Origin of the sequence: Amycolatopsis sp. CA-128772 (assembly GCF_002904295.1) — a bacterium.
In the GTDB taxonomy this organism is placed as follows: domain Bacteria; phylum Actinomycetota; class Actinomycetes; order Mycobacteriales; family Pseudonocardiaceae; genus Amycolatopsis.
Genome location: NZ_PPHG01000091.1, coordinates 1 through 20,060 on the forward strand (window position 1 = coordinate 1; position 20,060 = coordinate 20,060).

The 20,060-nt window shown below is 72.8% G+C and carries 21 protein-coding genes and 1 pseudogene; 13 read left to right on the forward strand and 9 right to left on the reverse strand.

The genetic code is table 11. From position 1 onward, the window contains the following. The first annotated feature begins 12 nt into the window (after positions 1–12). Entirely contained in the window at positions 13–1,005 is a 993-nt protein-coding gene (locus C2L59_RS40445; protein WP_103355026.1) for an IS481 family transposase, read from the forward strand. Here the strand turns inward: C2L59_RS40445 and C2L59_RS40450 are convergent. Genes C2L59_RS40450 through C2L59_RS40460 form a run of 3 tightly spaced genes read right to left on the reverse strand, consistent with a single transcriptional unit; the run spans position 1,002 to position 2,383 of the window. Continuing rightward, the gene (locus C2L59_RS40450) at positions 1,002–1,613 is read right to left on the reverse strand and encodes an AAA family ATPase (RefSeq protein ID WP_103354881.1); all 612 of its coding nucleotides are present in this window, start codon (positions 1,611–1,613) and stop codon (positions 1,002–1,004) included. The two genes, C2L59_RS40445 and C2L59_RS40450, sit on opposite strands and share 4 nt — an antisense overlap. Position 1,614: 1 nt before the next feature. Further along, complete coding sequence (locus C2L59_RS40455) at positions 1,615–1,986, reverse strand: zf-TFIIB domain-containing protein (RefSeq protein ID WP_255410339.1); 372 nt, start codon at positions 1,984–1,986, stop codon at positions 1,615–1,617. A gap of 28 nt (positions 1,987–2,014) precedes the next feature. Beyond that, positions 2,015–2,383 carry a VOC family protein gene (locus C2L59_RS40460; protein ID WP_103354883.1) on the reverse strand — a complete coding sequence of 123 codons (369 nt, stop codon included), beginning with the start codon at positions 2,381–2,383 and terminating at the stop codon, positions 2,015–2,017. An 83-nt stretch (positions 2,384–2,466) separates the two neighbouring features. Here C2L59_RS40460 and C2L59_RS40465 point away from each other — a divergent pair, with 83 nt between their 5' ends. Beyond that, positions 2,467–2,937, forward strand: coding sequence for a CGNR zinc finger domain-containing protein (locus C2L59_RS40465; protein WP_103354884.1), 471 nt, complete (start codon positions 2,467–2,469; stop codon positions 2,935–2,937). Positions 2,938–3,150: 213 nt separating this feature from the next. On the opposite strand, the gene C2L59_RS40470 is transcribed toward C2L59_RS40465, so the two are convergent. Continuing rightward, on the reverse strand, positions 3,151–4,449 hold the full coding sequence (locus C2L59_RS40470; RefSeq protein ID WP_103354885.1) for a DUF445 domain-containing protein: 1,299 nt from the start codon (positions 4,447–4,449) through the stop codon (positions 3,151–3,153). Positions 4,450–4,478: 29 nt separating this feature from the next. Between C2L59_RS40470 and C2L59_RS40475 the strand changes: the two genes are divergently transcribed. Both C2L59_RS40475 and C2L59_RS40480 read left to right on the forward strand, forming a co-directional pair. Continuing rightward, positions 4,479–5,645, forward strand: coding sequence for a pyridoxal phosphate-dependent aminotransferase (locus C2L59_RS40475; RefSeq protein ID WP_103354886.1), 1,167 nt, complete (start codon positions 4,479–4,481; stop codon positions 5,643–5,645). 744 nt (positions 5,646–6,389) lie between these two features. Then, positions 6,390–7,643 (forward strand): hypothetical protein, encoded by a 1,254-nt coding sequence (locus tag C2L59_RS40480; RefSeq protein WP_233223965.1) that lies wholly within the window; start codon positions 6,390–6,392, stop codon positions 7,641–7,643. A gap of 499 nt (positions 7,644–8,142) precedes the next feature. Here C2L59_RS40480 and C2L59_RS40485 read toward each other — a convergent pair whose 3' ends face one another. Further along, positions 8,143–9,597, reverse strand: coding sequence for a PLP-dependent aminotransferase family protein (locus tag C2L59_RS40485; protein ID WP_199199580.1), 1,455 nt, complete (start codon positions 9,595–9,597; stop codon positions 8,143–8,145). A gap of 61 nt (positions 9,598–9,658) precedes the next feature. On the opposite strand from C2L59_RS40485, the gene C2L59_RS40490 reads away from it, so the two are divergent. Next, complete coding sequence (locus C2L59_RS40490; RefSeq protein WP_103354888.1) at positions 9,659–10,297, forward strand: YitT family protein; 639 nt, start codon at positions 9,659–9,661, stop codon at positions 10,295–10,297. On the opposite strand, the gene C2L59_RS40495 is transcribed toward C2L59_RS40490, so the two are convergent. Both C2L59_RS40495 and C2L59_RS40500 read right to left on the reverse strand, forming a co-directional pair. Beyond that, a complete protein-coding gene (locus C2L59_RS40495) occupies positions 10,276–10,803 on the reverse strand; it encodes a Clp protease N-terminal domain-containing protein (protein WP_103354889.1) in 528 nt (175 codons plus the stop codon). The genes C2L59_RS40490 and C2L59_RS40495 overlap by 22 nt on opposite strands. Continuing rightward, entirely contained in the window at positions 10,803–11,012 is a 210-nt protein-coding gene (locus C2L59_RS40500; protein WP_004559389.1) for a sigma factor-like helix-turn-helix DNA-binding protein, read from the reverse strand. Before C2L59_RS40500 ends, C2L59_RS40495 begins: the two co-directional genes overlap by 1 nt. Before the next feature lie 91 nt (positions 11,013–11,103). On the opposite strand from C2L59_RS40500, the gene C2L59_RS40505 reads away from it, so the two are divergent. Both C2L59_RS40505 and C2L59_RS40510 read left to right on the forward strand, forming a co-directional pair. Further along, complete coding sequence (locus tag C2L59_RS40505) at positions 11,104–11,889, forward strand: hypothetical protein (protein ID WP_199199582.1); 786 nt, start codon at positions 11,104–11,106, stop codon at positions 11,887–11,889. Between the two features lie 35 nt (positions 11,890–11,924). After that, positions 11,925–12,491 (forward strand): annotated as a pseudogene (locus C2L59_RS40510) (DUF998 domain-containing protein); the annotation flags it as partial. Between the two features lie 78 nt (positions 12,492–12,569). Here C2L59_RS40510 and C2L59_RS40515 read toward each other — a convergent pair. Then, a complete protein-coding gene (locus C2L59_RS40515; RefSeq protein ID WP_103354891.1) occupies positions 12,570–13,598 on the reverse strand; it encodes a D-cysteine desulfhydrase family protein in 1,029 nt (342 codons plus the stop codon). An 86-nt stretch (positions 13,599–13,684) separates the two neighbouring features. On the opposite strand from C2L59_RS40515, the gene C2L59_RS40520 reads away from it, so the two are divergent. From C2L59_RS40520 to C2L59_RS40530, 3 genes are read left to right on the forward strand one after another with little or no spacing between them, the layout of a single operon-like run. Next, the gene (locus tag C2L59_RS40520; protein ID WP_103354892.1) at positions 13,685–15,061 is read left to right on the forward strand and encodes an amidase; all 1,377 of its coding nucleotides are present in this window, start codon (positions 13,685–13,687) and stop codon (positions 15,059–15,061) included. Further along, entirely contained in the window at positions 15,028–15,603 is a 576-nt protein-coding gene (locus C2L59_RS40525; protein ID WP_103354893.1) for a TetR/AcrR family transcriptional regulator, read from the forward strand. Before C2L59_RS40520 ends, C2L59_RS40525 begins: the two co-directional genes overlap by 34 nt. Beyond that, complete coding sequence (locus C2L59_RS40530; RefSeq protein WP_103354894.1) at positions 15,603–16,466, forward strand: oxygenase MpaB family protein; 864 nt, start codon at positions 15,603–15,605, stop codon at positions 16,464–16,466. Before C2L59_RS40525 ends, C2L59_RS40530 begins: the two co-directional genes overlap by 1 nt. Positions 16,467–16,683: 217 nt before the next feature. Here the strand turns inward: C2L59_RS40530 and C2L59_RS40535 are convergent, their stop codons facing one another. Continuing rightward, a complete protein-coding gene (locus tag C2L59_RS40535) occupies positions 16,684–17,259 on the reverse strand; it encodes an ABATE domain-containing protein (protein WP_103354895.1) in 576 nt (191 codons plus the stop codon). A 53-nt stretch (positions 17,260–17,312) separates the two neighbouring features. Here C2L59_RS40535 and C2L59_RS40540 point away from each other — a divergent pair, with 53 nt between their 5' ends. The 3 genes from C2L59_RS40540 to C2L59_RS40550 all read left to right on the forward strand — a co-directional run bounded on the left by C2L59_RS40540 (position 17,313) and on the right by C2L59_RS40550 (position 20,049). Then, positions 17,313–18,167, forward strand: coding sequence for an alpha/beta fold hydrolase (locus C2L59_RS40540; RefSeq protein ID WP_103354896.1), 855 nt, complete (start codon positions 17,313–17,315; stop codon positions 18,165–18,167). A 95-nt stretch (positions 18,168–18,262) separates the two neighbouring features. Further along, the gene (locus C2L59_RS40545) at positions 18,263–19,660 is read left to right on the forward strand and encodes a hypothetical protein (RefSeq protein ID WP_199199583.1); all 1,398 of its coding nucleotides are present in this window, start codon (positions 18,263–18,265) and stop codon (positions 19,658–19,660) included. Next, positions 19,657–20,049, forward strand: a complete 393-nt coding sequence (locus C2L59_RS40550) for a FixH family protein (RefSeq protein WP_103354897.1) — start codon at positions 19,657–19,659, stop codon at positions 20,047–20,049. The genes C2L59_RS40545 and C2L59_RS40550 overlap by 4 nt, the downstream gene beginning before the upstream one ends. Positions 20,050–20,060 lie beyond the last annotated feature (11 nt).

Genomic DNA, 20,060 nt, shown 5'->3' on the forward strand with positions numbered 1-20,060 from the left:
CCGGAGGCCTTCGTGTCCCACCCTAACGCCACCCTGACCCCACGCACCCGGCTGCGGCTGGCGCGTCTGATCGTCGAGCAGGGCTGGACCTGTACCGCAGCGGCGAAGATGTTCATGGTCGCCGCCAGGACCGCTCGCAAATGGGCCGAGCGCTACCGCGCCGAAGGCGCAGCTGGGATGGCGGATCGCAGCTCACGCCCGCATCGCAGCCCTGCCCGCACACCCGAGCACCTGGTCCGCGCGATCGTGCGGTTGCGGTGGCGCATGCGGCTCGGGCCGGTGCAGATCGGCGGCCGGCTCGGCCTGCCCGCCTCGACGGTGCACGCGGTGCTGGTGCGCTGCCGGATCAACCGCCTGTCCCGCATCGACCGGGTCACCGGCGAACCGCTGCGCCGCTACGAGCACGACCACCCCGGTTCGCTGCTGCATGTCGATGTCACCAAGTTCGGCAACATCCCCAATGGCGGCGGGCACCGGTTCGTGGGCCGGGCCCAAGGCGACCGCAACCGGGCCGCGACCCCGGGCAAGCCCCGCAACGCCTACCGCAACCCCAAGATCGGGGTCGCGTTCGTGCACACGGTGATCGACGACCATTCCCGTGTCGCCTACGCCGAGATCCACGCCGATGAGACCGCTGCCACCGCCACCGCGGTGCCCCAGCGCGCGGTTACCTGGTTCGCCGGGCTGGGCGTCACCGTCGAACGCGTCCTGTCCGACAACGGGTCGGCCTACCGCTCGCACGCTTGGTGCGACACCTGCGCCGAGCTGGGGATCACCCCGAAACGGACCCGGCCTTACCGGCCGCAGACCAATGGCAAGATCGAACGGTTCCACCGGACTCTGGCCGACGGGTGGGCCTACGCCTGCTTCTACCCGACGGAGACACTGCGGCGGGCGGCGTTACCGAGCTGGCTGCACTTCTACAATCATCACCGACCCCACAGCTCAACCGGCGGCAAGCCGCCGGTCACCCGGCTGACCAACCTCCCTGGACATCACACCTAGGGCAGCCGCGCGCGGATCCACCGCTCCACGTGGTCGGCCGTCTCCTCCGGGGACGCCTCCGTGGTGTCGAAGAGGTCGACGCCGAGGCCGGGGGCCGACGTCCGGAGCCAGTCGTTGAACTCCAGCATCTCCTCGATCCGCGGCTCGTCCCACTCGCGCCACGCCGGCCGCGCACGCAGCCGGGCCCGAAGCGACTCCGGCGAGCCGACCAGCGCCAGGTAGTGGATGTCGCTGAAGAACGCGCGCTCCGGCAGCGGCTCGAACTCCGGCGGCGCCACCGTGCCGCACAGCACGACCGGGCGGCCGTTCTGCTGCACCATCGCCGCCATCCGCAGCCAGACCGAGCGGAACGTCCCGACGTCGTCGCGCAGGGCGTTGATCCACAGGACGTCCTGCTCCAGCAGCACGACGTCGCCGGCGAACCGCTCGGCCAGCAGCGGTCCCATCGTCGACTTCCCGGCGCCGCTCGGGCCGGTCAGCGCGAACAGGGGCAGCTTCCGGAACGGCCGCTCGTGCCCGCACTTCGGGCACGTGACGACGCTGCCCGCGACGGCCGGGCGGTCGGCCAGCTCGCCGCACGCCCGGCAGATCCGCAGGTCGAGGCTCATCTCAGTCGAACAGGTTCTCGAGGAAGCTGCGCTTGCGGTGGCCGTGCCCGTACGGCCGCGGCGAGTCCGAATACCCGCGGTGCGGCCGGGGCGAGTCCGCGTAGCCACCGCGGTACGGCCGCGGCGAGTCCGAGTACCCGCGATGCGGCCGCGGCGAGTCCTGGTAGCCGCCGCGGTAGGGCCGCGGCGAGTCGGGACGGCCGTGACCGCCCTGGTACGGCGGCGGCTGCTGACCGTAGAACGAGCTCTCCGCACCGACGATCGCCTCGAGCTCGCCGCGGTCCAGGAAGATCCCGCGGCAGCCGTCGCACTGGTCGATGTGGATGCCGTTCTTGTCCACGGTCCGCATCTGGTTCTGACACTTCGGACAAATCACACCGCCGAGCCTACGCAAAAACTCCTCAGCAGGCGCAGAGGCAGAACGGGTGCCCCACCGGATCGGCGTAGACGCGAAACGTCTCGGGCTCGTCGTCGAGCAGCTTGGCCCCCAGGCCGAGCACGCGCTCGTGCGCCGCTTCCAGGTCCGTGACGTTCAGGTCCAGGTGCAGCTGCTGCGGGTTGTCCGCGGACGGCCACGCCGGCGGCCGGTAGTCGGGGACCCGCTGGAACGCGATGCCCGCGCCACCGGCCGGGTTCGCCAGCGTCACCCAGTGCCCGTCCTCGGCCACCTCGGGCGCCGCCCACTCCAGCACCGAACGGTAGAACTCCGCCAGCGCCACCGGGTCGGGGCAGTCGAGGGCCACCACACCCAGGGTCGGTACCGCACTCATCGTCGCTCCCTTCGATCATGAGTAACCAGTAAAGGGATTATGTGGGTTAGTACGCCAGGAGGCAACCGCCGTACACTCGGTAAGTGCACACCGACGCCTCCCTCGTGGTGGAGTTCCTCAACACGGTCAACGTCGAAGAGGGCACCGACCTGCTCGAAGATCCCGGGCAGTGGCACGAGTGGGCGGCCGCGCACGGGCTGGCGGGGAATCCGGCCGCCGAAGCGCGCGCGGCGCGGGACGCCCTGCGCGCGGCGATCGGCGACCCGCGGCTGCCCCACGGCAGCGACAGCACCGTCAACGTCGGCACCCGGATCTCGCTGACCGCCGACGGGCCGGCGCTCGTCGCGGACGACGTCGTCGGCGCGGTGTTCGCCGCCTGCGCGCGGCTGGTCGTGCGCGGCGACTGGATCCGGCTGAAGATCTGCCCCGCCGACACCTGCCTCTGGGCGTTCTACGACGAGTCGCGCAACCGCTCGCGCACGTGGTGCTCGATGCGCGTCTGCGGCAACCGCGAGAAGGCGCGCGGCTGGCGGGCCCGGGCCGCGGCGGGCTGAGAAGTCGTCATTCGAGCGGCGGACCCTCGATCGGCTGTGGACAACTTGGGGACGAAGCACCACATATCCGCGCTGCGGACGGCCCCGCCCCCACACGTTGTGGACAGCCGTTAGGCCATCACCGTGAAAAGTTGTGGATAACCCCGGGGATAACTCAGCTTCCTGTGGACAACTGGTTTGAAGCTCCCCCGGGTGTGGTATATGACTCGGCCGTCAGAACAGCAGCTCCGCCACGGCGTAGATGACGAGCCCGGCGAGCGCGCCGACGACCGTGCCGTTGATCCGGATGAACTGCAGGTCACGGCCCACCTGGAGCTCGATCTTGCGGGACGTCTCCTCCGCGTCCCACCGCTCGACCGTGTCGGTGATGATCGTGGTGATCTCCCGTGAGTAGTTCTTCACGAGGTACGCGGCGGCCCCCTCGACCCAGCCGTCGGCCTTCGCGCGCAGCTGGTCGTCGGTGATCAGCCGCTGCCCGAGCGAGGTGAGCCCGAGCCGGACGCGCCGGCGCAGTTCGCTCGACGGGTCCTCGGCCGCGGTCAGCAGCATCTCCTTCGCCGTGCTCCACGCCGAGCCGATCAGCCGCTGCACCTCCTCGTGGTGCACGATCTGGCCCTTGACCTGCTCGGCGCGGGCCATCACGTCCGGGTTGGTCTGCAGGTCCTGGGCGAACTCGCCGAGGAACTTGTCCAGCGCCAGCCGCATCGGGTGGTTGACGTCGGTCTTCACCGCCCACGCGAAGGACAGCACCTCGCCGTAGACCTTGTCGGCGAGCATCTCGTCGACGAACTTCGGCGACCAGCTCGGCGCCCGGTCCGAGACCACGCGCAGCATCGTCGTGTGGTTGTCGCGGACCCACTCGTACGCGCGGTCGCACATCAGGTCCACGAGCTTGTGGTGCGCGCCGTCGGCGAACACGCCCTGCAGGATCTTGCCCAGGGGCGGCCCCCACGGCTTGTCGATGATCCGGCGTGCGACGGCCTGCTCCATGATCGCCTGCACGTCCTCGTCCCGGAGGACGCGAACGGCCGCCCGGACCACCGTGGCCAGCTCGGACGTCACGCGCTCGGCGTTCTCCTCCTCGGCCAGCCAGCCGCCGAGGCGCCGCGCGATCTCGACGCGCTTGAGCTTGTCGCGCACGACCTCCTCGGACAGGAAGTTCGAGCCGACGAAGTCGCCGAGGCTGTTGCCCAGCGCGTCCTTCTTGTTCGGGATGATCGCCGTGTGCGGGATCTTCAGCCCGAGCGGGTGCCGGAACAGGGCCGTGACGGCGAACCAGTCGGCCAGCGCGCCGACCATGCCGGCTTCGGCGGCGGCCCGCACGTAGCCGACCCAGCCCGGCCAGCCGCTCGCCTGCGCCCAGCTGGCCAGCAGGAACACGAGCGTGGCGCCGAGCAGGAACGACAGCGCGACGAGCTTCATCTTGCGCAGCGCACGCCGCTTTTCCTCTTCGCCGGCCGCGCCGCCCGGTGGGTCGGCGGGCGTCACCTTCGCGGGGGTCAGTTGCTCCACATCGCCATTGTCCGTGAGGATGGCTGATCGTGCGCGAACCTGCTCTCGTCCCCCGCCTCCGGCCGTTCACCTCGACCATCTTCGCCGAGATGACCGCGCTGGCCGTCCGGCACGACGCCGTCAACCTCGGCCAGGGCTTCCCGGACACCGACGGCCCGGCCGGCATGCTCGACGCGGCCAAGAACGCGCTGTTCGGGGGCGCGAACCAGTACCCGCCGGGGCCCGGGCGGCCGGAGCTGCGGGCCGCGATCGCGCGGCACCGGCGGCGCTACGGCACCGAGTACGACCCGGACACGGAGATCCTGGTCACCGCGGGCGCGACCGAGGCCATCGCGGCGACCCTGCTCGCGCTGACCGAGCCCGGCGACGAGGTCATCGTCATCGAGCCGTACTACGACTCCTACGCCGCCGCGGTCGCCATGGCCGGGGCCGAGCGGCGGGTCGTCGGCCTGGTCGAGGGCCCGGACGGCCGGCTCGGCCTCGACGTCGACGGCCTGCGCGCCGCGGTCACGCCGCGGACCCGGGCGATTTTGGTCAATTCGCCGCACAACCCGACCGGGACCGTGTTCACCCGCGACGAGCTGGCGGCGCTGGCCGCGCTGTGCGTCGAGCACGACCTGATCGCGATCTGCGACGAGGTCTACGAGCACCTGGTCTTCGACGACGCCGAGCACATCCCGCTGGTCACGCTGCCCGGCATGCGGCCGCGGACGGTGAGCATCTCGAGCGCGGGCAAGACGTTCAACTGCACCGGCTGGAAGATCGGCTGGGTCTGCTCGACGCCGGAGCTCGTCGCCGCGGTGAAGGCGGCGAAGCAGTTCATCACCTTCGTCTCGGGCGGGCCGCTGCAGCCGGCCGTCGCGCACGCCCTCGACCACGAGCTGCCCTGGGTGAACGGCCTGCGCGCGTCGCTGCAGGAGAAGCGGGACCGGCTGTCGGCCGGGCTGGCGGACGCGGGGTTCGCCGTGCGGCCGACCGCGGGCACCTACTTCGTCTGCGTCGACGTGCGGCCGCTCGGGTTCGCCGACGCCGCCGACCTGGCGTGGGAGCTGCCGGGCCGGGTGGGGGTCGCGGCGGTGCCGGTGAAGGTCTTCACCGATCACCCGGACGAGTGGAAACACCTGCTGCGTTTCGCGTTCTGCAAGCGCAACGAAGTGATCGACGAGGCCATCACCCGATTGCGCAAACTGGTCTGACGACCGCGGTCCGGCTGGGTAAGCCGGTCACGGGCCGTTCCGGGCCGGCACGGGGGCGAGGGCCGTCGTGGCGGGAGCGCCACGACGCCGGGACGCACCCCACGGCCGTCCACCACTTGCCGCCGCACGTCGTCACGCTCCGCAATTGAGGTGACCCCAGTCCGCGACGGCTGCGACGGTCGCGAGACCGTCCGCGGCGCGCCCCTCCGCCTGCCGGCTGTTCGCCGTGTCCGACGTCCTCCGGCGACGCCCGGAGACCCCCTTCGCGATCACTGACCGCAGCCGGATTCCGGAACCGCGCGCGGGAACCGTTTCGGCGCAGCACAACCGAAGCCGCGCGCGGAACCCGTTCGGCCCAGTGGGCGTCCCACATCCCGGACGTATTTCCGGTCACCCGGCCGAAACCGCTATGCCCGCACGGAACGGAACCGAACCGGTACGCATCGCGAGCATCGTCCGCGAAACATCAGGTCAACCCGGTCGGCTGCAAATTGCACCACTCCTCCGAATGGCCGCAGGGAAGCACCCGAACGGCACTGAGAGTGATCAACTTGTCGGCCGCAGATGCCTTGCCCGGTAGGGCCGTTCCGGCTTACGGGCTGGATCCGGCGCGGGAGAGATGAAAGACTCCCGAGCGGTGCTAGAAAGAGGGCAGCCCCGGGGGAACTGCGACCTGGCCGGAGAAAGACCCCAGCAACAACAGGCTCGACGCGAGAGCCTCAGGCGCGGACGGTGGTGGTGGCGGTGAGCAGCACGGCGTACGTGCGCCGCGGCGCCCCCGCTCGGCCTGCGCTCACCGCGGGTGAAACTCCTTCATACGCGCGCGTACGCGCACCGCGTCCGTGGGCGGCCTCGCTGCAGCGCCCCGCCGCCAAGATCCTGTTCGCCGGTGGCCTCACGCTGGCGGGCTGGCTGCTCGGCGCCGCCCTGACCGGCAGCACCGCGTCGGCCGCCGAAGCGCCGACGTGCCCCGAAGTGCCCGTCGCCTCCACTGTGGACCATGCCGCCAAGCCCCTTCTGCTGGGCCGGCACCACAAGAACCACCACCACCAGACCGACGTCGCCGCGTGCCCGGTGCAGCCGAAGGCCGACACGGCCGACTCGGCCGAGCCACCAGCCGCCGCGCAGACGCAGCCGGCGGAGACCACAAAGGACACCCCGGCGCCGAAGGCGGCCGGCACCGCCGAGGTCAGCGGCACCACCGAGACCACAGAGGACACCGAGCCGGCCGCCACCACGAAGGCCACCTCCTCCGGCGGCCTGGTCAACGGCCTGGTCGGCGGCACCCTCAACGCGCTCAGCAGCACCGTCCGGCCCACCGCCGAGACCACAAAGGACACCTCGGCGACCGGCGGTGGCCTGGTCGGCGGGCTCGTCGGCGGTGTCCTGGACGTGGTCGGCAGCACGCTCTCCACCGTCACGGACACGCTCGGCACCGTGACGGACACGCTCTCCCACACCGTGCTCGCGCCGCTGACCCAGCCGCCCGCGGGCAACCCGAACGCGCCCGTGCTGCTGCCCCTCGACGACGTGCTGGGCCCGGTGCTCGGCGGCAACTCGAACGCCGGCGGCGTCACCACGACCGTGCCGGTCGCGACGGCGGTCGTCGCCCCGGCGCCGGTCACCACCACGGAGACCGCCGCGACCGCCACCACGGCGGACCAGCCGCAGGTCACGCGGGTCGCGCTCGCGCACCCGGCCGTCCGGCACGCCGGATCGCTGCCGGCGGTCCAGGAGCAGCCGCGCGACTCCGGCACCCACGCCACCGGCGGTGGCGGCGACTCCACGCCCGGCCTGCCCGGCGGCACCACCGCGCCGAGCGCGCCGGCCCCGACCGCCACCTCCGGCCACGACGGCCCCGGCGGCGCCCGCCACGCGTTCGCCGTCCGCACCGACGACGTCACCACCACCCAGCTCAAGCTGATCGGCACCAGCCGCGACCACGAGGTCGACGGCGCCGGGCGGGAAGCCGCCCTGCCGACCACCTCCCCGGACTGACCCCGACCCGGGCAGCCGGGGACAAGTGCGCCCAAAACAAGATCGTTTGCGCGTGCCCGCACGCCGATGAGGCGTGACGAATCCCCTGCTCCAGTACGTGATCCGTGGTTCTTTCACGTCTCGCGACGCCTACGCGCGTCCGACGTACCCCCAGGGGCGATACCCATGCGAAACCCCAGTCTTTCCGACCGGCCGACCGCGCCCGGCCGGGTCGGATCCCGGTCCCGGCGTCGCGCTGCCCCCGCGACGCCGGGACCCACACCGGGCGCGCTCCGGGAGCCCTTGCTCACCGCGCCGAGCGAGGACTCGCAGTACCGAGAGCGCACCTGAGCCGCTGGCTTCCCGGCACGTCGAGGGGCTGTGCCGGGAAGCCGCGGTACCCGCGAACGGGGTCACGTCCGTGAGCGGGTGTGTGGAACAACGAACCGGTGCGCTGGATGCACCCGAACGCCGCCCATCCCTGGGAGCAGGCTCGCATCCAGCGCACCGGTTCGTTTTTTTACGCGATGGGCGCGTCCAGCGACGCCGGCGTCGCCCGGACCGACGCGGCCGCCGCGCTCAGCCGGCGGATCGCTTCGCGGATCTTCTCCGGCGGCAGCGCGAACGGCAGGCGGATCCAGCGCTCCAGGCCGCCGTGGACGCCGAAGCGTGAGCCCGGCGCGACTTGGATCCCGTGGCTCGCCGCCGCCACGGCCAGCCGCGAACTCACCGGTTCCGGCATGCGGCACCACAGCGACAGACCGCCCTTCGGCGACGCGAACGTCCAGTCCGGCAGGTGCTCCCGCACCGCGTCCGCCAGCACGTCCCGGTGGTCGCGCAGCTCCGCGCGACGCCGGGCCAGCGCCGCCCAGCCGTCGGCCTCCAGCAGCTCCGAAAACACGACCTGCTCGAAGACCGGCGAGCCGAGGTCGACCGCGTAGCGCGCCGAGACCAGCCGGCCGAGCAGGTCTTCCGACGCCCGGATCCAGCCCAGCCGCAGGCCACCCCAGTGCGACTTCGACGCCGAGCCGACGCAGATCGCCAGGTCACCGGCGAACGCGGCCAGCGGCGGTGGCCCGGCCAGCGGGTCGCCCTCCAGGTCCAGCTCGACCAGCGTCTCGTCGACGACCACCGGCGTCCGGGCCCGGGCGAGCACCGCGCCGAGGCGGTCGCGGCCCTCGGCGTCCAGGCGCAGGCCGGTCGGGTTCTGGAAGTCGACCACGAGGTAGGCCAGCCGCGGTGACGCCTGGCGCAGGGCCGCGTCGATGCCGGCGATGTCCCAGCTGCGGGCGCCGGTCGGGTCGAGCGCGACCGGCACCGGGATGGCGTGCGCGGCGCGGATCGCTTCGAGGGCGTTCGGGTAGGTCGGCTGCTCGACCAGCACCCGGTCGCCCGGGCCGGTCAGCATCCGCAGCACCAGCACGAACGCGTGGTGGGCGCCGTTGGTGACCATGACCTGCGCGGCCGTCGTCGGCAGCCCGCGCTCGGTGTAGCGCCGGGCGATCTTCTCCCGCAGGCCCAGCAGGCCGCGCTCCTGGTAGCCGTGCTGTCCGAGGTGGTCGACGAGGGCGCAGCGGGCCGCGTCGACCGCCGCGACCATCCCGGGCGGCGCCGACGGCGACGCGTGGGCGAAGTCGATCAGGTCGTCCCCGGCCGGCACGACCGTGTCCCGGCGACGCCGGCCGGGCGCGGCGATCCACGAACCGGCGCCCCGGCGGCTGGCAACGAACCCGCTCTCGCGCAGCCGGTCCAGGGCCGCGCCGATCAGCGTCCGGCTCGCGCCGAGCGCGTCGGCCAGCTCGCGCTCGGCGGGCAGCCGGGTGCCGAGCGGGAGCTGGCCGTCCAGCACCTGCAGTTCGATGGCCGCGGCCAGGTCCGCCGCCCCCTGCCGGGAGCCACCCTGCCGCCACGAGCCCAGCATGACGGCCAATCGCGGACCGGAGATGCGTCCACCCAGCGGGATCAGCGGTTCCATCAGGCCAATATTACAGAATTGGCTATGGTTTGCCGGGCCACTTGCGGTCAATAGTGGGCACGTGGCTCAGATCGACCTCCGGCCCGTCCGGATCACCCGTGACCCCGCCCGGCGCAGCGTCCAGCTGCTCGCCGGGCTCGCCCTCTACGGCACCAGCGTCGCCATGCTCACCCGGGCGCACCTGGGCCTCGAGCCGTGGGGGGTGCTCGCCGAAGGCGTCATGAAGCACACCGGCCTGACCTTCGGCACGGCGACGGGCGTGATCTCGGTGGCCGTGCTGCTGCTGTGGATCCCGCTGCGCCAGCGGCCCGGGATCGGCACGGTCGCGAACGTCGTGGTCATTTCGGTGACCGTCGACCTGGTCCGGGCGGTCCTCCCGGACGCCCACGACCTCGGCTGGCAGATCGCGCTGCTGGCGGGCGGGGTCGCGCTGAACGGCTTCGCGACCGCCACCTACGTCGGCGCCCGGCTGGGCCCGGGCGCCCGCGACGGCCTGATGACCGGGCTCGCGGCGCGCACCGGCCGGTCGGTCCGGCTGGTGCGCACCGGGATCGAGGTCACCGTGGTCGTCGGCGGTTTCTTCCTCGGCGGGACGGTCGGGGTGGGCACCGTGCTCTACGCCCTCGCGATCGGCCCGCTGACCCAGGCGCTGCTGCCGCTGGTCGTCTGGCGCGAGCGTCAGCCGGCCTTGCGTTCCTGAACGACCCGGCGCAGCGTCGCGTAGTCGGCACCGTGCCGGGCCAGCACCTCTTCGGTGCCTCGCTGCTGGGCCAGCGCGAGCAGGATGTGCTCCTGGCCGAGCTGCCGGTCCCCCAGCCGGACCGCCTCCTTGAGGCTCAGCTCCAGGGTCTTCTTCGACTGCGTGGTGAACGGGATGTGCCCGCGCTTGGCCGGGCCCAGCCGCCCGGCGAGGGCGCCCTCGCCGTGGGTCTGCTCGACGCGTTCGACGATCTGCTCGACGTCGATGCCGAACTCGGTCAGCGCCTCCGCGTCGGCGTCGCTGACCCCGCCGCGGCGCCGGGTGCGCGCCAGCTCCGCGGCGATGTCGTCGGTGGCGACGCCCAGCGCGGTGAGCAGCGGGACGTCCGCCTTGACCAGCCCGGCCAGCAGGTGCGCCGGGCCGATCTCGACCGAGCCGGACTCCCGCGCCACGATCTGCGCCTCCACGACGGCCATCCGCGCGTCCGTGGTGAACCTCTCGAACATCAGTGCCTCCCGTACTTCTTGTGCACGGCCTGCCGGCTGACCCCCAGCTCGGCGGCGATCTCCTGCCACGACCAGCCGTGCACCCGCGCGCTGCGCACCTGCACGGCCTCCAGTTGTTCCAGCAGCCGCCGGAGCGCGGCGACCGCGCGCAGTCCCACCCGGGGATCGCGGTCACCGGCCCGGGCGGCCAGGTCCGTTGCTTCGGTCATGCCTGTCAACTTACGTTGACATTCGGAGCGTGTCAACTCTGGTTGACACGCTCAGCGCGAAGCCGCCGGACGGGCGACGTACAGTCGGGTGATGCCCGAGATCGCGATCGCCGAACGGGCCGGGGTGGGCGCGGACGGCCACCCGCGCCCGACCGAGGACCACGTCGTCGTGCTGGACAACGCGGTCCTGGTCCTCGACGGCGCCACCTCCTCCGACCCCACCCAACCCCCGGGCGGCTGGTACGCCGAACGGCTCGCCCGGCGCCTCGCCGACGACCTGCGCGCGGCCCCCGAAGCCGACCTGACCGGCGTCCTGACCCGCGCGATCGCCGCGGTGACCGCGGAAAACCGCCTGCGCCCGCAGCAGTCGCCGTCCAGCACGGTCGCCGCCGTGCGCTGGCTCGACGAACGCGTCGACGCGCTCGTGCTGGCCGACAGCCCGGTGATCGGCTTCGGCGGCTTCGGGGTCGACGTCGTCTCGGACGACCGGCTCGCCCGGCTGCGGCGGCGCGGGATGCTCCAGACCGGCGCCGACGTCCGGCGGCGGCGCAACGCCCACGACGGCTTCTGGGTCGCCGAAGCCGATCCGGGCGCCGCCGCGCACGCGGTCCGGCGCAGCTGGCCGCGGGCCGGCGTCGACGCCGTCCTGCTCGCCAGCGACGGTGTCTCCATCGGCGTCGACCAGTACGAGCTCTTCGGCTGGCCCGAGGTGCTGGCGACCGCCCGCGCCGACGGGCCCGACGCCGTGCTGGCCGCCGTCCGCACCGCGGAGAAGCAGGATCCGGACGGCGAACGCTGGCCCCGCCCGAAGCGCCACGACGACCAGGCGCTCGTCCTGGTCGACTTCACCTCCGGGGGAATTCAGGGTCTTCCCTGATCACGGGCGTGCCGTTCTCCGAGAACCTGGACGGCATGGGGACCGAACAGGGGAAACGCACCAGACCGTGGCGGCTCGTCGCGCTGGGTGCGATCGGGTGGGGGCTGTTCACCGCCGTGGTGCTGCACATCGTCAGCTCGCACAACCCGGTGTACGACACGCTGTCGAGCTACACCGTGACCGACCGCGGCGAGGGGATGCTCGCGGCGAGCGTGCTCTCGCTGGCCATCGGGTCGCTCGCGGTGCTCGGTGCGCTGCAGGTCGCCGGGGTGCCGCTGTCGCGGACCACCCGGCTGCTGCTCGCGCTGTGGGCGCTCGGGCTGGCCGCGGCGGCGGTCTTCCCGGCGAGCTACCCCGAGGCGCCGGACCCGGTCAGCGGCGAAATCCACCTCTACGCGTGCCTGGTGGCCTTCTGCAGCCTGCCCGGCGCGGCGATCTCGCTGCTGGAGCCGCTGCGGGGCCGGCCAGAACGGGTCGCGCTGGTCAAGGCGATCCGGCTGACCGCGGGGGCGTTCGCGCTGTTCGCCTTGAGCTTCGTGTTCGTGCGGCTGAGCGAGGCCGGGATCGAGCCGTTCCACGAGATCTCCGGCGTCTTCCCGATCGGCGTCATGCAGCGGCTGCTGCTGCTCGCCGACATCGCGTTGCTGGGCACGCTGCTGTGGCTGGCGACCCGGCTGGAGTCAGCTTTCGACGGCGGCCGCGAATTCGGGCGCGTAGCCGTACAGGCCGGGCATCCCGCCGGTGTGCAGGAACACCACGTGGTCGTCCGGGGCGAAGTGGCCGGCCCACTCGACCAGCGCGGCGGCCACCTTGCCGGTGTAGACCGGCTCGAGCACCACGCCCTCCGTGCGCCCGAAGAGCCGTAAGGCGGCCCACACCGCCTCGGTCGGGATGCCGTAGCCGGGGCCGAGGGTGGAGTCGCCGAGCCTCGCGTGCGTGAACGGCGGCGGTTCGACGCCGAGGAGCTTGGCCGCGCCGCCGACGAGGTCGTGGAGGTTCTCCGTGGCCTCGTCGAGCGGGTGGCTGACGCAGGCGATGCCGACGCCGAGGCCGCCGAGGAGCCCGGCAGCCAGCGTCACACCGGCTGCGGTGCCGCCGCTGGCGTGCGGAACGACCAGGTGGGCGCGCTCGATGCCGCGTTCTTCCAGCTGTTTCGCGAGTTCGTAGGTGGCACGGACGTAGCCGAGCGCGCCGAGGTCGCTGGAGCCGCCGACCGGGATGGTGGCGACCTTCCGGCCGTCGGCGGCGGCTTCGGCGACCAGGCGGTCGTAGGTGCGGCCGGTCTCTTCGCCGTCGGCGCAGACGTGCACGGTCGCGCCGAAGAGCTTGTCGAGGGGGATGTTGCCGCCGCGTTCGTACGCCTCGCCGTCGCGCGGGACCTTGGCCGTGAGGACGAGTTCGCAGCGCAGGCCCAGCTTCGCGCACGCGGCGGCGGTCTGCCGGCCGTGGTTGGTCTGGAGCGCGCCGAAGGTGATCACGGTGTCCGCGCCGGCCGCCCGCGCGGCGCCGAGGTGGTACTCGAGCTTGCGGAGCTTGTTGCCGCCGGCGCCGAGCGGGTGCACGTCGTCGCGCTTGAGCAGGAGGTTCCGCAGGCCGAGCGCTTCGCCGAGCCGGGGGGCCGCCTGCAGCGGGGTCGGCCAGCCGCCGAGGTCGACGCGGGGGATCGCGGCCAGTGCGGCGTCGGGGAAGCCGGCGAAGTCGAACGTCATGGGAGCCAGTCTGCCGCAAGGGTGGCCGGAAACCGCCGGTATCCGGTAACGTTCGTTCGAACGAACGAGAACCTTCGGGGGCCGCCATGACCGCTACGAGCCTCGACTTCACGGGCCTCGCCGCCCAGGCCGCGCAGCTCGCCGCCGGTGAAGTCACGTCCGCCGAGCTGACCGCGGCCGCGCTCGGGCGCGCACACGCGAGCCAGCGCACCCTCAACGCCTTCCGCTACCTGCGCGACGACGACGCCCTCGCCGAGGCTGCGGACGCCGACCGGCGTCTGAAGGCCGGCGAGCGCGCGCCGCTGCTCGGCGTCCCGATCGCGATCAAGGACGACGTCGACCTCACCGGCCTGCCGACGTCCTTCGGCTGCCTGGGCGAGTTCCCGGTCGCGACGTCCGACGCACCCGTCGTCGCGCTGCTGCGCGAGGCCGGCGCGGTGATCATCGGCAAGACGAACACCCCCGAGCTGGGCCAGTGGCCGTTCACCGAAGGCCCGGCCTTCGGCGTGACGCGCAACCCGTGGCACCCCGGCCACACCCCCGGGGGTTCTTCGGGCGGGAGCGCGGCCGCGGTGGCGTCGGGGGTCATCGCGGCCGCGCTCGGGTCCGACGGCGCCGGTTCGGTGCGCATCCCCGCCGCGTGGACCGGACTGGTCGGCGTCAAGACCCAGCGCGGGCGGATCCCGACCGGCGGCGAGCTGTTCCACGGCCTGACCGTGCTCGGCCCGCTGGCCCGGACCGTCGAGGACGCCGCCCTGCTGCTGGACGTCGTCGCCGCGACCGGCGCCACCTTCCGGACCGCCGCGGCCCGCGAGCCCGGCCGGCTGCGGATCGGGCTGTCGACGCGGATCCCGTTCACCGCCACCAAGACCCGGCTCGACCCGGTCGTCGAAGGGAACGTGCGGCGGCTCGCCGAGTCCCTGGCCGGGCTGGGCCACGAGATCGTCGAGGTCGAGCCGGACTACGGGCTGATCGGGCTGACGTTCCTGCCGCGCTCGCTGACCGGCGTCCGCGACTGGGCGCTGCGGGTGCCCGACCGGACCGGGCTCGACCCGCGCACCCGCAGCAACGCCGGTCACGGCCGCCTGCTGGCCGGGCCCGCGCTGCGGCTGGCGCGGGCCCTTGAGCCGGGCCTGCACCGGCGGATCGGCTCGGTGTTCGGCCGCGTCGACGTGCTCCTGACGCCGACGACGGCGACCCCGCCGCCGCCGATCGGCACGTTCGACGGGCTGTCCGGCTGGGAGACCGACCAGGCCATGATCGCCGCCTGCCCGTACGCTTGGCCGTGGAACGTGCTGGGCTGGCCGGGGGTCAACGTGCCGGCCGGGCAGACGGCGGACGGGCTGCCGCTCGGCGCGCAGCTGCTCGGCCCGTCGCACGCCGAGGAGCGGCTGATTTCCCTCGCCGCGCAACTGGAAGAGGTCGAACGGTGGCCGGAGCGGCATCCCGAGACAAGCTGGTAAGCACCCGGGAGGCCATCCTGCGCGGCGCGCTGACCGTCGTCGGCGAGCACGGGGTCGGCGGGCTGACGAACCGCCGGATCGTCGCGGCCGCCGGCGTCTCCCTCGGCACGCTGACCTACCACTTCCCCAGCCAGACGGCGTTGCTGCGCGAAGCGATGCTGCTGTTCGTCGAGGAGGAGACGGCGAAACTCGGCGCGATCGTCGACGGCTACCGGTCGGAGGGTCTTTCGGTCGAACAGGCGGCCTCGGTGGTGGAGCACGTGATCGCGCAGCTGCCGTTCGGCGCCGACGAGCTCGGCGCGCACGAGCTGTACCTGCAGTCCGCACGGGACCCGGAGCTGCACGAAGCTTCTTCGCGCTGCTTCGCGGCGTACGACGAGCTGGCGGTGACGATCCTGGCGGCGTTGGGCGTCCCGGAGCCGCAACGGCTGGCCGGACCGGTGGTGGCGCTGATCGCCGGGCTGCAGCTGCGCCGGCTGGCGACGGGCGAGACGAACACGCCGGTGGCCGAGCCCCTGATGATGCTGATCCGCGGCGCTTGATGGCACCGCCGGTCGTCCGCGGCACGGCGGCGTGGCGGTACTTCGGCGACGTCCGCGACGCGCTACTGGCCGGACAGGTCCTGGTGCTGCAGGTGGCGCACCCGGTCGTCGCGGCGGGCGTGCGGGACCATTCGGACTACACATCGGATCCCTGGACGCGCCTGATGCGCACGGTCGCGTCGCTGTCGATCTACGTGTACGGCGGCACGGCGGGCGCACAGGTGGAAGCGGCGCGGTTGCGGTCCCTGCACCGGTCGTTCACGGGCCTGGCGGACGGACGGCGCTACAGCGCCCTGACCCCGGCGGCGTACGCGTGGGTGCACGCAACACTGGTGAAGGCTCCGGTTGACGCACAACGGTTTTTCGGCGTGCCTTTGTCCGATGTGGAGTTTACGGAGTACTACGCGCAGATGCGCGGAATCGGCCGCCTGCTCGGCGTCCGGGAGCGCGACATGCCACCGGACTGGGCGGCTTTCGAGCGGTATTACGAGGCGATGGTGGCGGGTTTCACGCCGAACCCGACGATCGAGACGCTGCTCGAGACGTTCCGGACGGTGCCGAAGCCGGTGTCGTGGCTGCCGGATCCGTGGTGGCGGCTGGTGCAGCGGGGACAGGTGTTCCTGATCCGGGCGACGTTGCCGCCTCCGCTACGGGATGTTCTCGGTCTACAATGGACGGACGCGGACCAGCGGCGGTTCACGCGGTTCGCCGGGTGCGTGCGGGCGGCGGGCAGGCTCACTCCGGCATGGCTGCGGACGGCGCCGATGCGGTGGGTCGGGAAGCTCAACGTGTGGTTCCGCGCGCACCCGCGGGTGTACCGGGCGCTGGTGCGGGAGGATGGGCCGGGTGCTAGGCCGGGTTGAGCGTGATGGGCGGGGCATCTCGCGTGATTGAGGGGTCATCTCGCGTGATTGAGGGGTCATCTCGCGTGATTGCAGGGTCATCTCGCGTGATTGCAGGGTCATTTCGCGTCGTGGGCGGGGCTGGCGGCGTGGTCAGCCTCGGGTGGGAGCCCACGGGGGCGCCCCCCGGGTCCAGCGTATCGGCCGCCCATGACAAAACCGGCGGCCGGGGAGTGTGCTAAGCCGGGTTGTCCACATCTCGCCTTGCCTGTGGACCGGTGCGGGCGTAGTGGGCGCGGGCCTTGGCTCGGTTGCCGCAGCGGGACATTGCGCACCACTGGCGGTTGCGGCGGGGTGAGGCGTCGCAGAACCGGAGGCCGCAGTCGTCCGCCGCGCACACTCGGACCTCCGCGTCGCTCGTGGCCAGGTCGATCGCGTCCGCGGCCAGGGCCGCGAACGCCACCGCCACCGGGTCCTTCGGGGCCGGGACCTCTCGCCGCAGGGTGCCGCCCGCCAACGCCAGCCGCGGTGGGGGCGCGGGTGCCGAGGCCGCCGCGTTGTTGACCAGCTCGACGTCCATCCTCGACAGCTCCTCGGGCGGCAGCAGCACCCGGTCGATCGCCTCCCGCAGTGCCTTCGCCGCCAGCACGTTGCCCGCCGTCACCGGGACCGGCCCCGTCGTCAGCCCCGCCAGCGAGAGCCACTCCGCCAGCGCGTCCGGGCCGGTCAGCAGCTCCACGCCGTCCTCGTGCCGGCTGCGCATCGTGTTGACGAGGTCGAGACACGGCCGTCCGCCGTCGAAGACCCATTCCATGCCGTCATGCTAACCCTTGAAGACAGTTAGAAGCAGCGCTACCGTCTAACCCTATGAACCGGTTAGACAACATGGCCACCGTGAACGGCATCCGCGTGCACTACCTCCGCGCCGGTGACGGCCCGCCGCTGTTCCTGCTGCACGGCTGGCCGCAGACGTCGCACTGCTGGCACAAGGTCTTCGCGCCGCTCGCCGAGGCCCACACCGTGATCGCCCCCGACCTGCGCGGCTACGGCCGCACCGACAAACCGGGCACCGGCTACGACAAGCGCACGATGGCCGCCGACGTCGCCGCGCTCGCCGACCACCTCGGATTCGCCACCACCGCCGTCGTCGGCCACGACCGCGGCGGCCGCGTCGCCCACCGCTGGGCCCTCGACCGCCCGGACCAGGTCGAACGCCTCGCCGTGCTCGACATCGCGCCCACCCGCGCCATGTGGCAGCGCCTCGACGCCGGCATCGCCAAGGCGTACTGGCACTGGCTCTTCCACCTGCAGCCCGACCTGCCGGAACTGCTCGCCGGCCAGAACATCGCCGGCTACCTCGGTTACTTCTTCGAGCGCTGGACCTACCAGCGCCACGCCCTTGACGCCGACGCGCAGGCCGAGTACGTCCGCGCCTTCTCCCAGCCGGGCGCGCTCCGGGCCGGCTTCGACGACTACCGCGCCTCCTTCCCCGACGACGCCGAGCTCGACGACGCCGAATTCGCCGCCGGAAAGCGCGTCACCCAGCCGCTTCTCGCGCTCTGGGGCGCGAACGGCCTGCTCGGCACGCTCCCCACGCTGGATATCTGGCGGGAGTACGCGAACGACGTCACCGGCGAGGCCCTCGCCGAGTGCGGCCACTTCCTGCCCGAGGAACAACCCGAGGAAACCGTCGCCCACCTGCGGCGGTTCCTGCGGCCCTGAGATTCCCGGGGGCACCGGTCCCCCGAACTGGGGACCGGCTTTCCCTCGCCGCCGTGACGCCCGCCACCGGCCGCACCGGTTAGGTTCGCCACACCATGGGGATCAAATCGAAAGCGGCGTTGCTGATGCTGCTGACCGTCCTGGGGATCGCGGCCGGCGGCGGGACCGCGCACGCCGACGGCGCACCGAGCGGCACCGACGTCCAGGTGGCGCAGACGCTCGGCGCACGCGAACTGACCGTGATCATCCGGCGCGTCGACACGACGCCGTCGCCGCTGCGGGTCGACGTCGTGACGCACCGGGGCACCGCGCCCGGCGCATTGCACCTGGCGGTCGCGGCCGACGGCGTCACGGTGTCACGCGCTGACGTCGTCCTCGGCGCCGAGCCCGGGATGTACGCGGGAAATCTCCAAGTCGACAAGCCGGGGCCGTGGCTGCTGTCGCTGAGCGACGGCGCCGGGCCCCCGGCGACCATCCCGTTCCTCGTGCCCGCGCGGGTGGTGCCGCCGTGGGAGAAGGCGACCTACGGCGGGTTCGTCGCCGCCGGCGTCTTCCTGCTGCTGGCCCTGGTCGTGGGCGTGCGGGCGAGGAGGACGGCGTTCGCGCTGATCCCCGCGGGCGGCGCGGTCGCCGCGATCGCCGTCGCCGTCACCGGGGCACTGCTGTCGGCGAGTACTCCCCCACCACCCGCGCCCGGCAGCCAGCTGGACCCGACGTTCGACAACGTGACCGACCCGTACGCGAACGCCCGGTCGTCCACAGTGGATTACTCACGGCCGCCGGTGAACCTCGCGGTCGAGGCGCAGCAGGGCACTCTGAAGCTGAGGCTCACCGACGGCGCCACCGGGCGGCCGGTCGACGACCTGCTGGTCCACGACAACGCCCTCGTGCACTTGGTGCTGGTCTCCCCCTCCGGGCGGCTCAGCCACCTGCACCCGGTCCGCGTCGGCCCGGGCGACTTCCGCGTCCGCCTCGCCGATCCGGAGTCGGGCACGTACGCCGTCGCCGCGGAACTCGCGCGGCGCGGCGGCGGCGTCCAGCTGGCCCGGTCCACTGTGGACGTCAAGGGCACCGCCGCGCCCGCCCCCGAACCACCCGGCGCCGGCCTGCGGACCGTCGACGGCACCCCGGTCGAGCTCACCATCGGCCCGGGGACGCCGACCACCATCACCGCGCACTTCCCCGCCCAGGACCTCCAGCCCTGGCTGGGCATGCTCGGCCACCTGATCATCACCGGGCCGTTCACCGGGCCCGCCGGCGAAGGCGCCGCCAAGGCACCCACGTGGGCGCACGTCCACGCGATGGTCCCGCCGGTCGCCGGTCAGCTCGACCGTCCTGACGAGACAGTCGCCGCGTACGGCCCGGACGTCAGCTTCACCTACACCTTCGCCGAACCGGGCCGGTACCGGATCTGGCTGCAGGCCGAACGCGATTTCCACGTGCTCACCGTGCCCGCCGTGGTCGACGTCCCGGCGACCGGAGCCGGCCGGTGAAGCGCCCGACGTTGCTGATCGCCGTCGTCGCGCTGGTCGTCGCGGCCGGCGCCGCCTGGCTGCTCTGGGGCGGCGGGGGCGCGAAACCCACCACGCAGCAGGCCGTTTCCGGGCCCTACACCGTGCAGTTCTCCGCGGACCAGCCGCGCGTCGGCGGCAACACGTTCGCGGTGGCGGTGACCGGGCCCGCGCCCGAAGCCGTCACGGTCGCGCCGGTCATGGCACAGATGGGGCACGCGCTGGCGCCGGTGCCCGCCGGGCCGGACGGGCCCGGCCGCTTCCGCGCGGCGGACGTCGGGCTGCCGATGGCCGGGCAGTGGGAGATCACCGTGGCGCTGACCGGGCCCGGCGGGCCCGCGCAAGTCGTCTTTCCGTTGTTGGTCAAGTAGAAGGAGGGGGA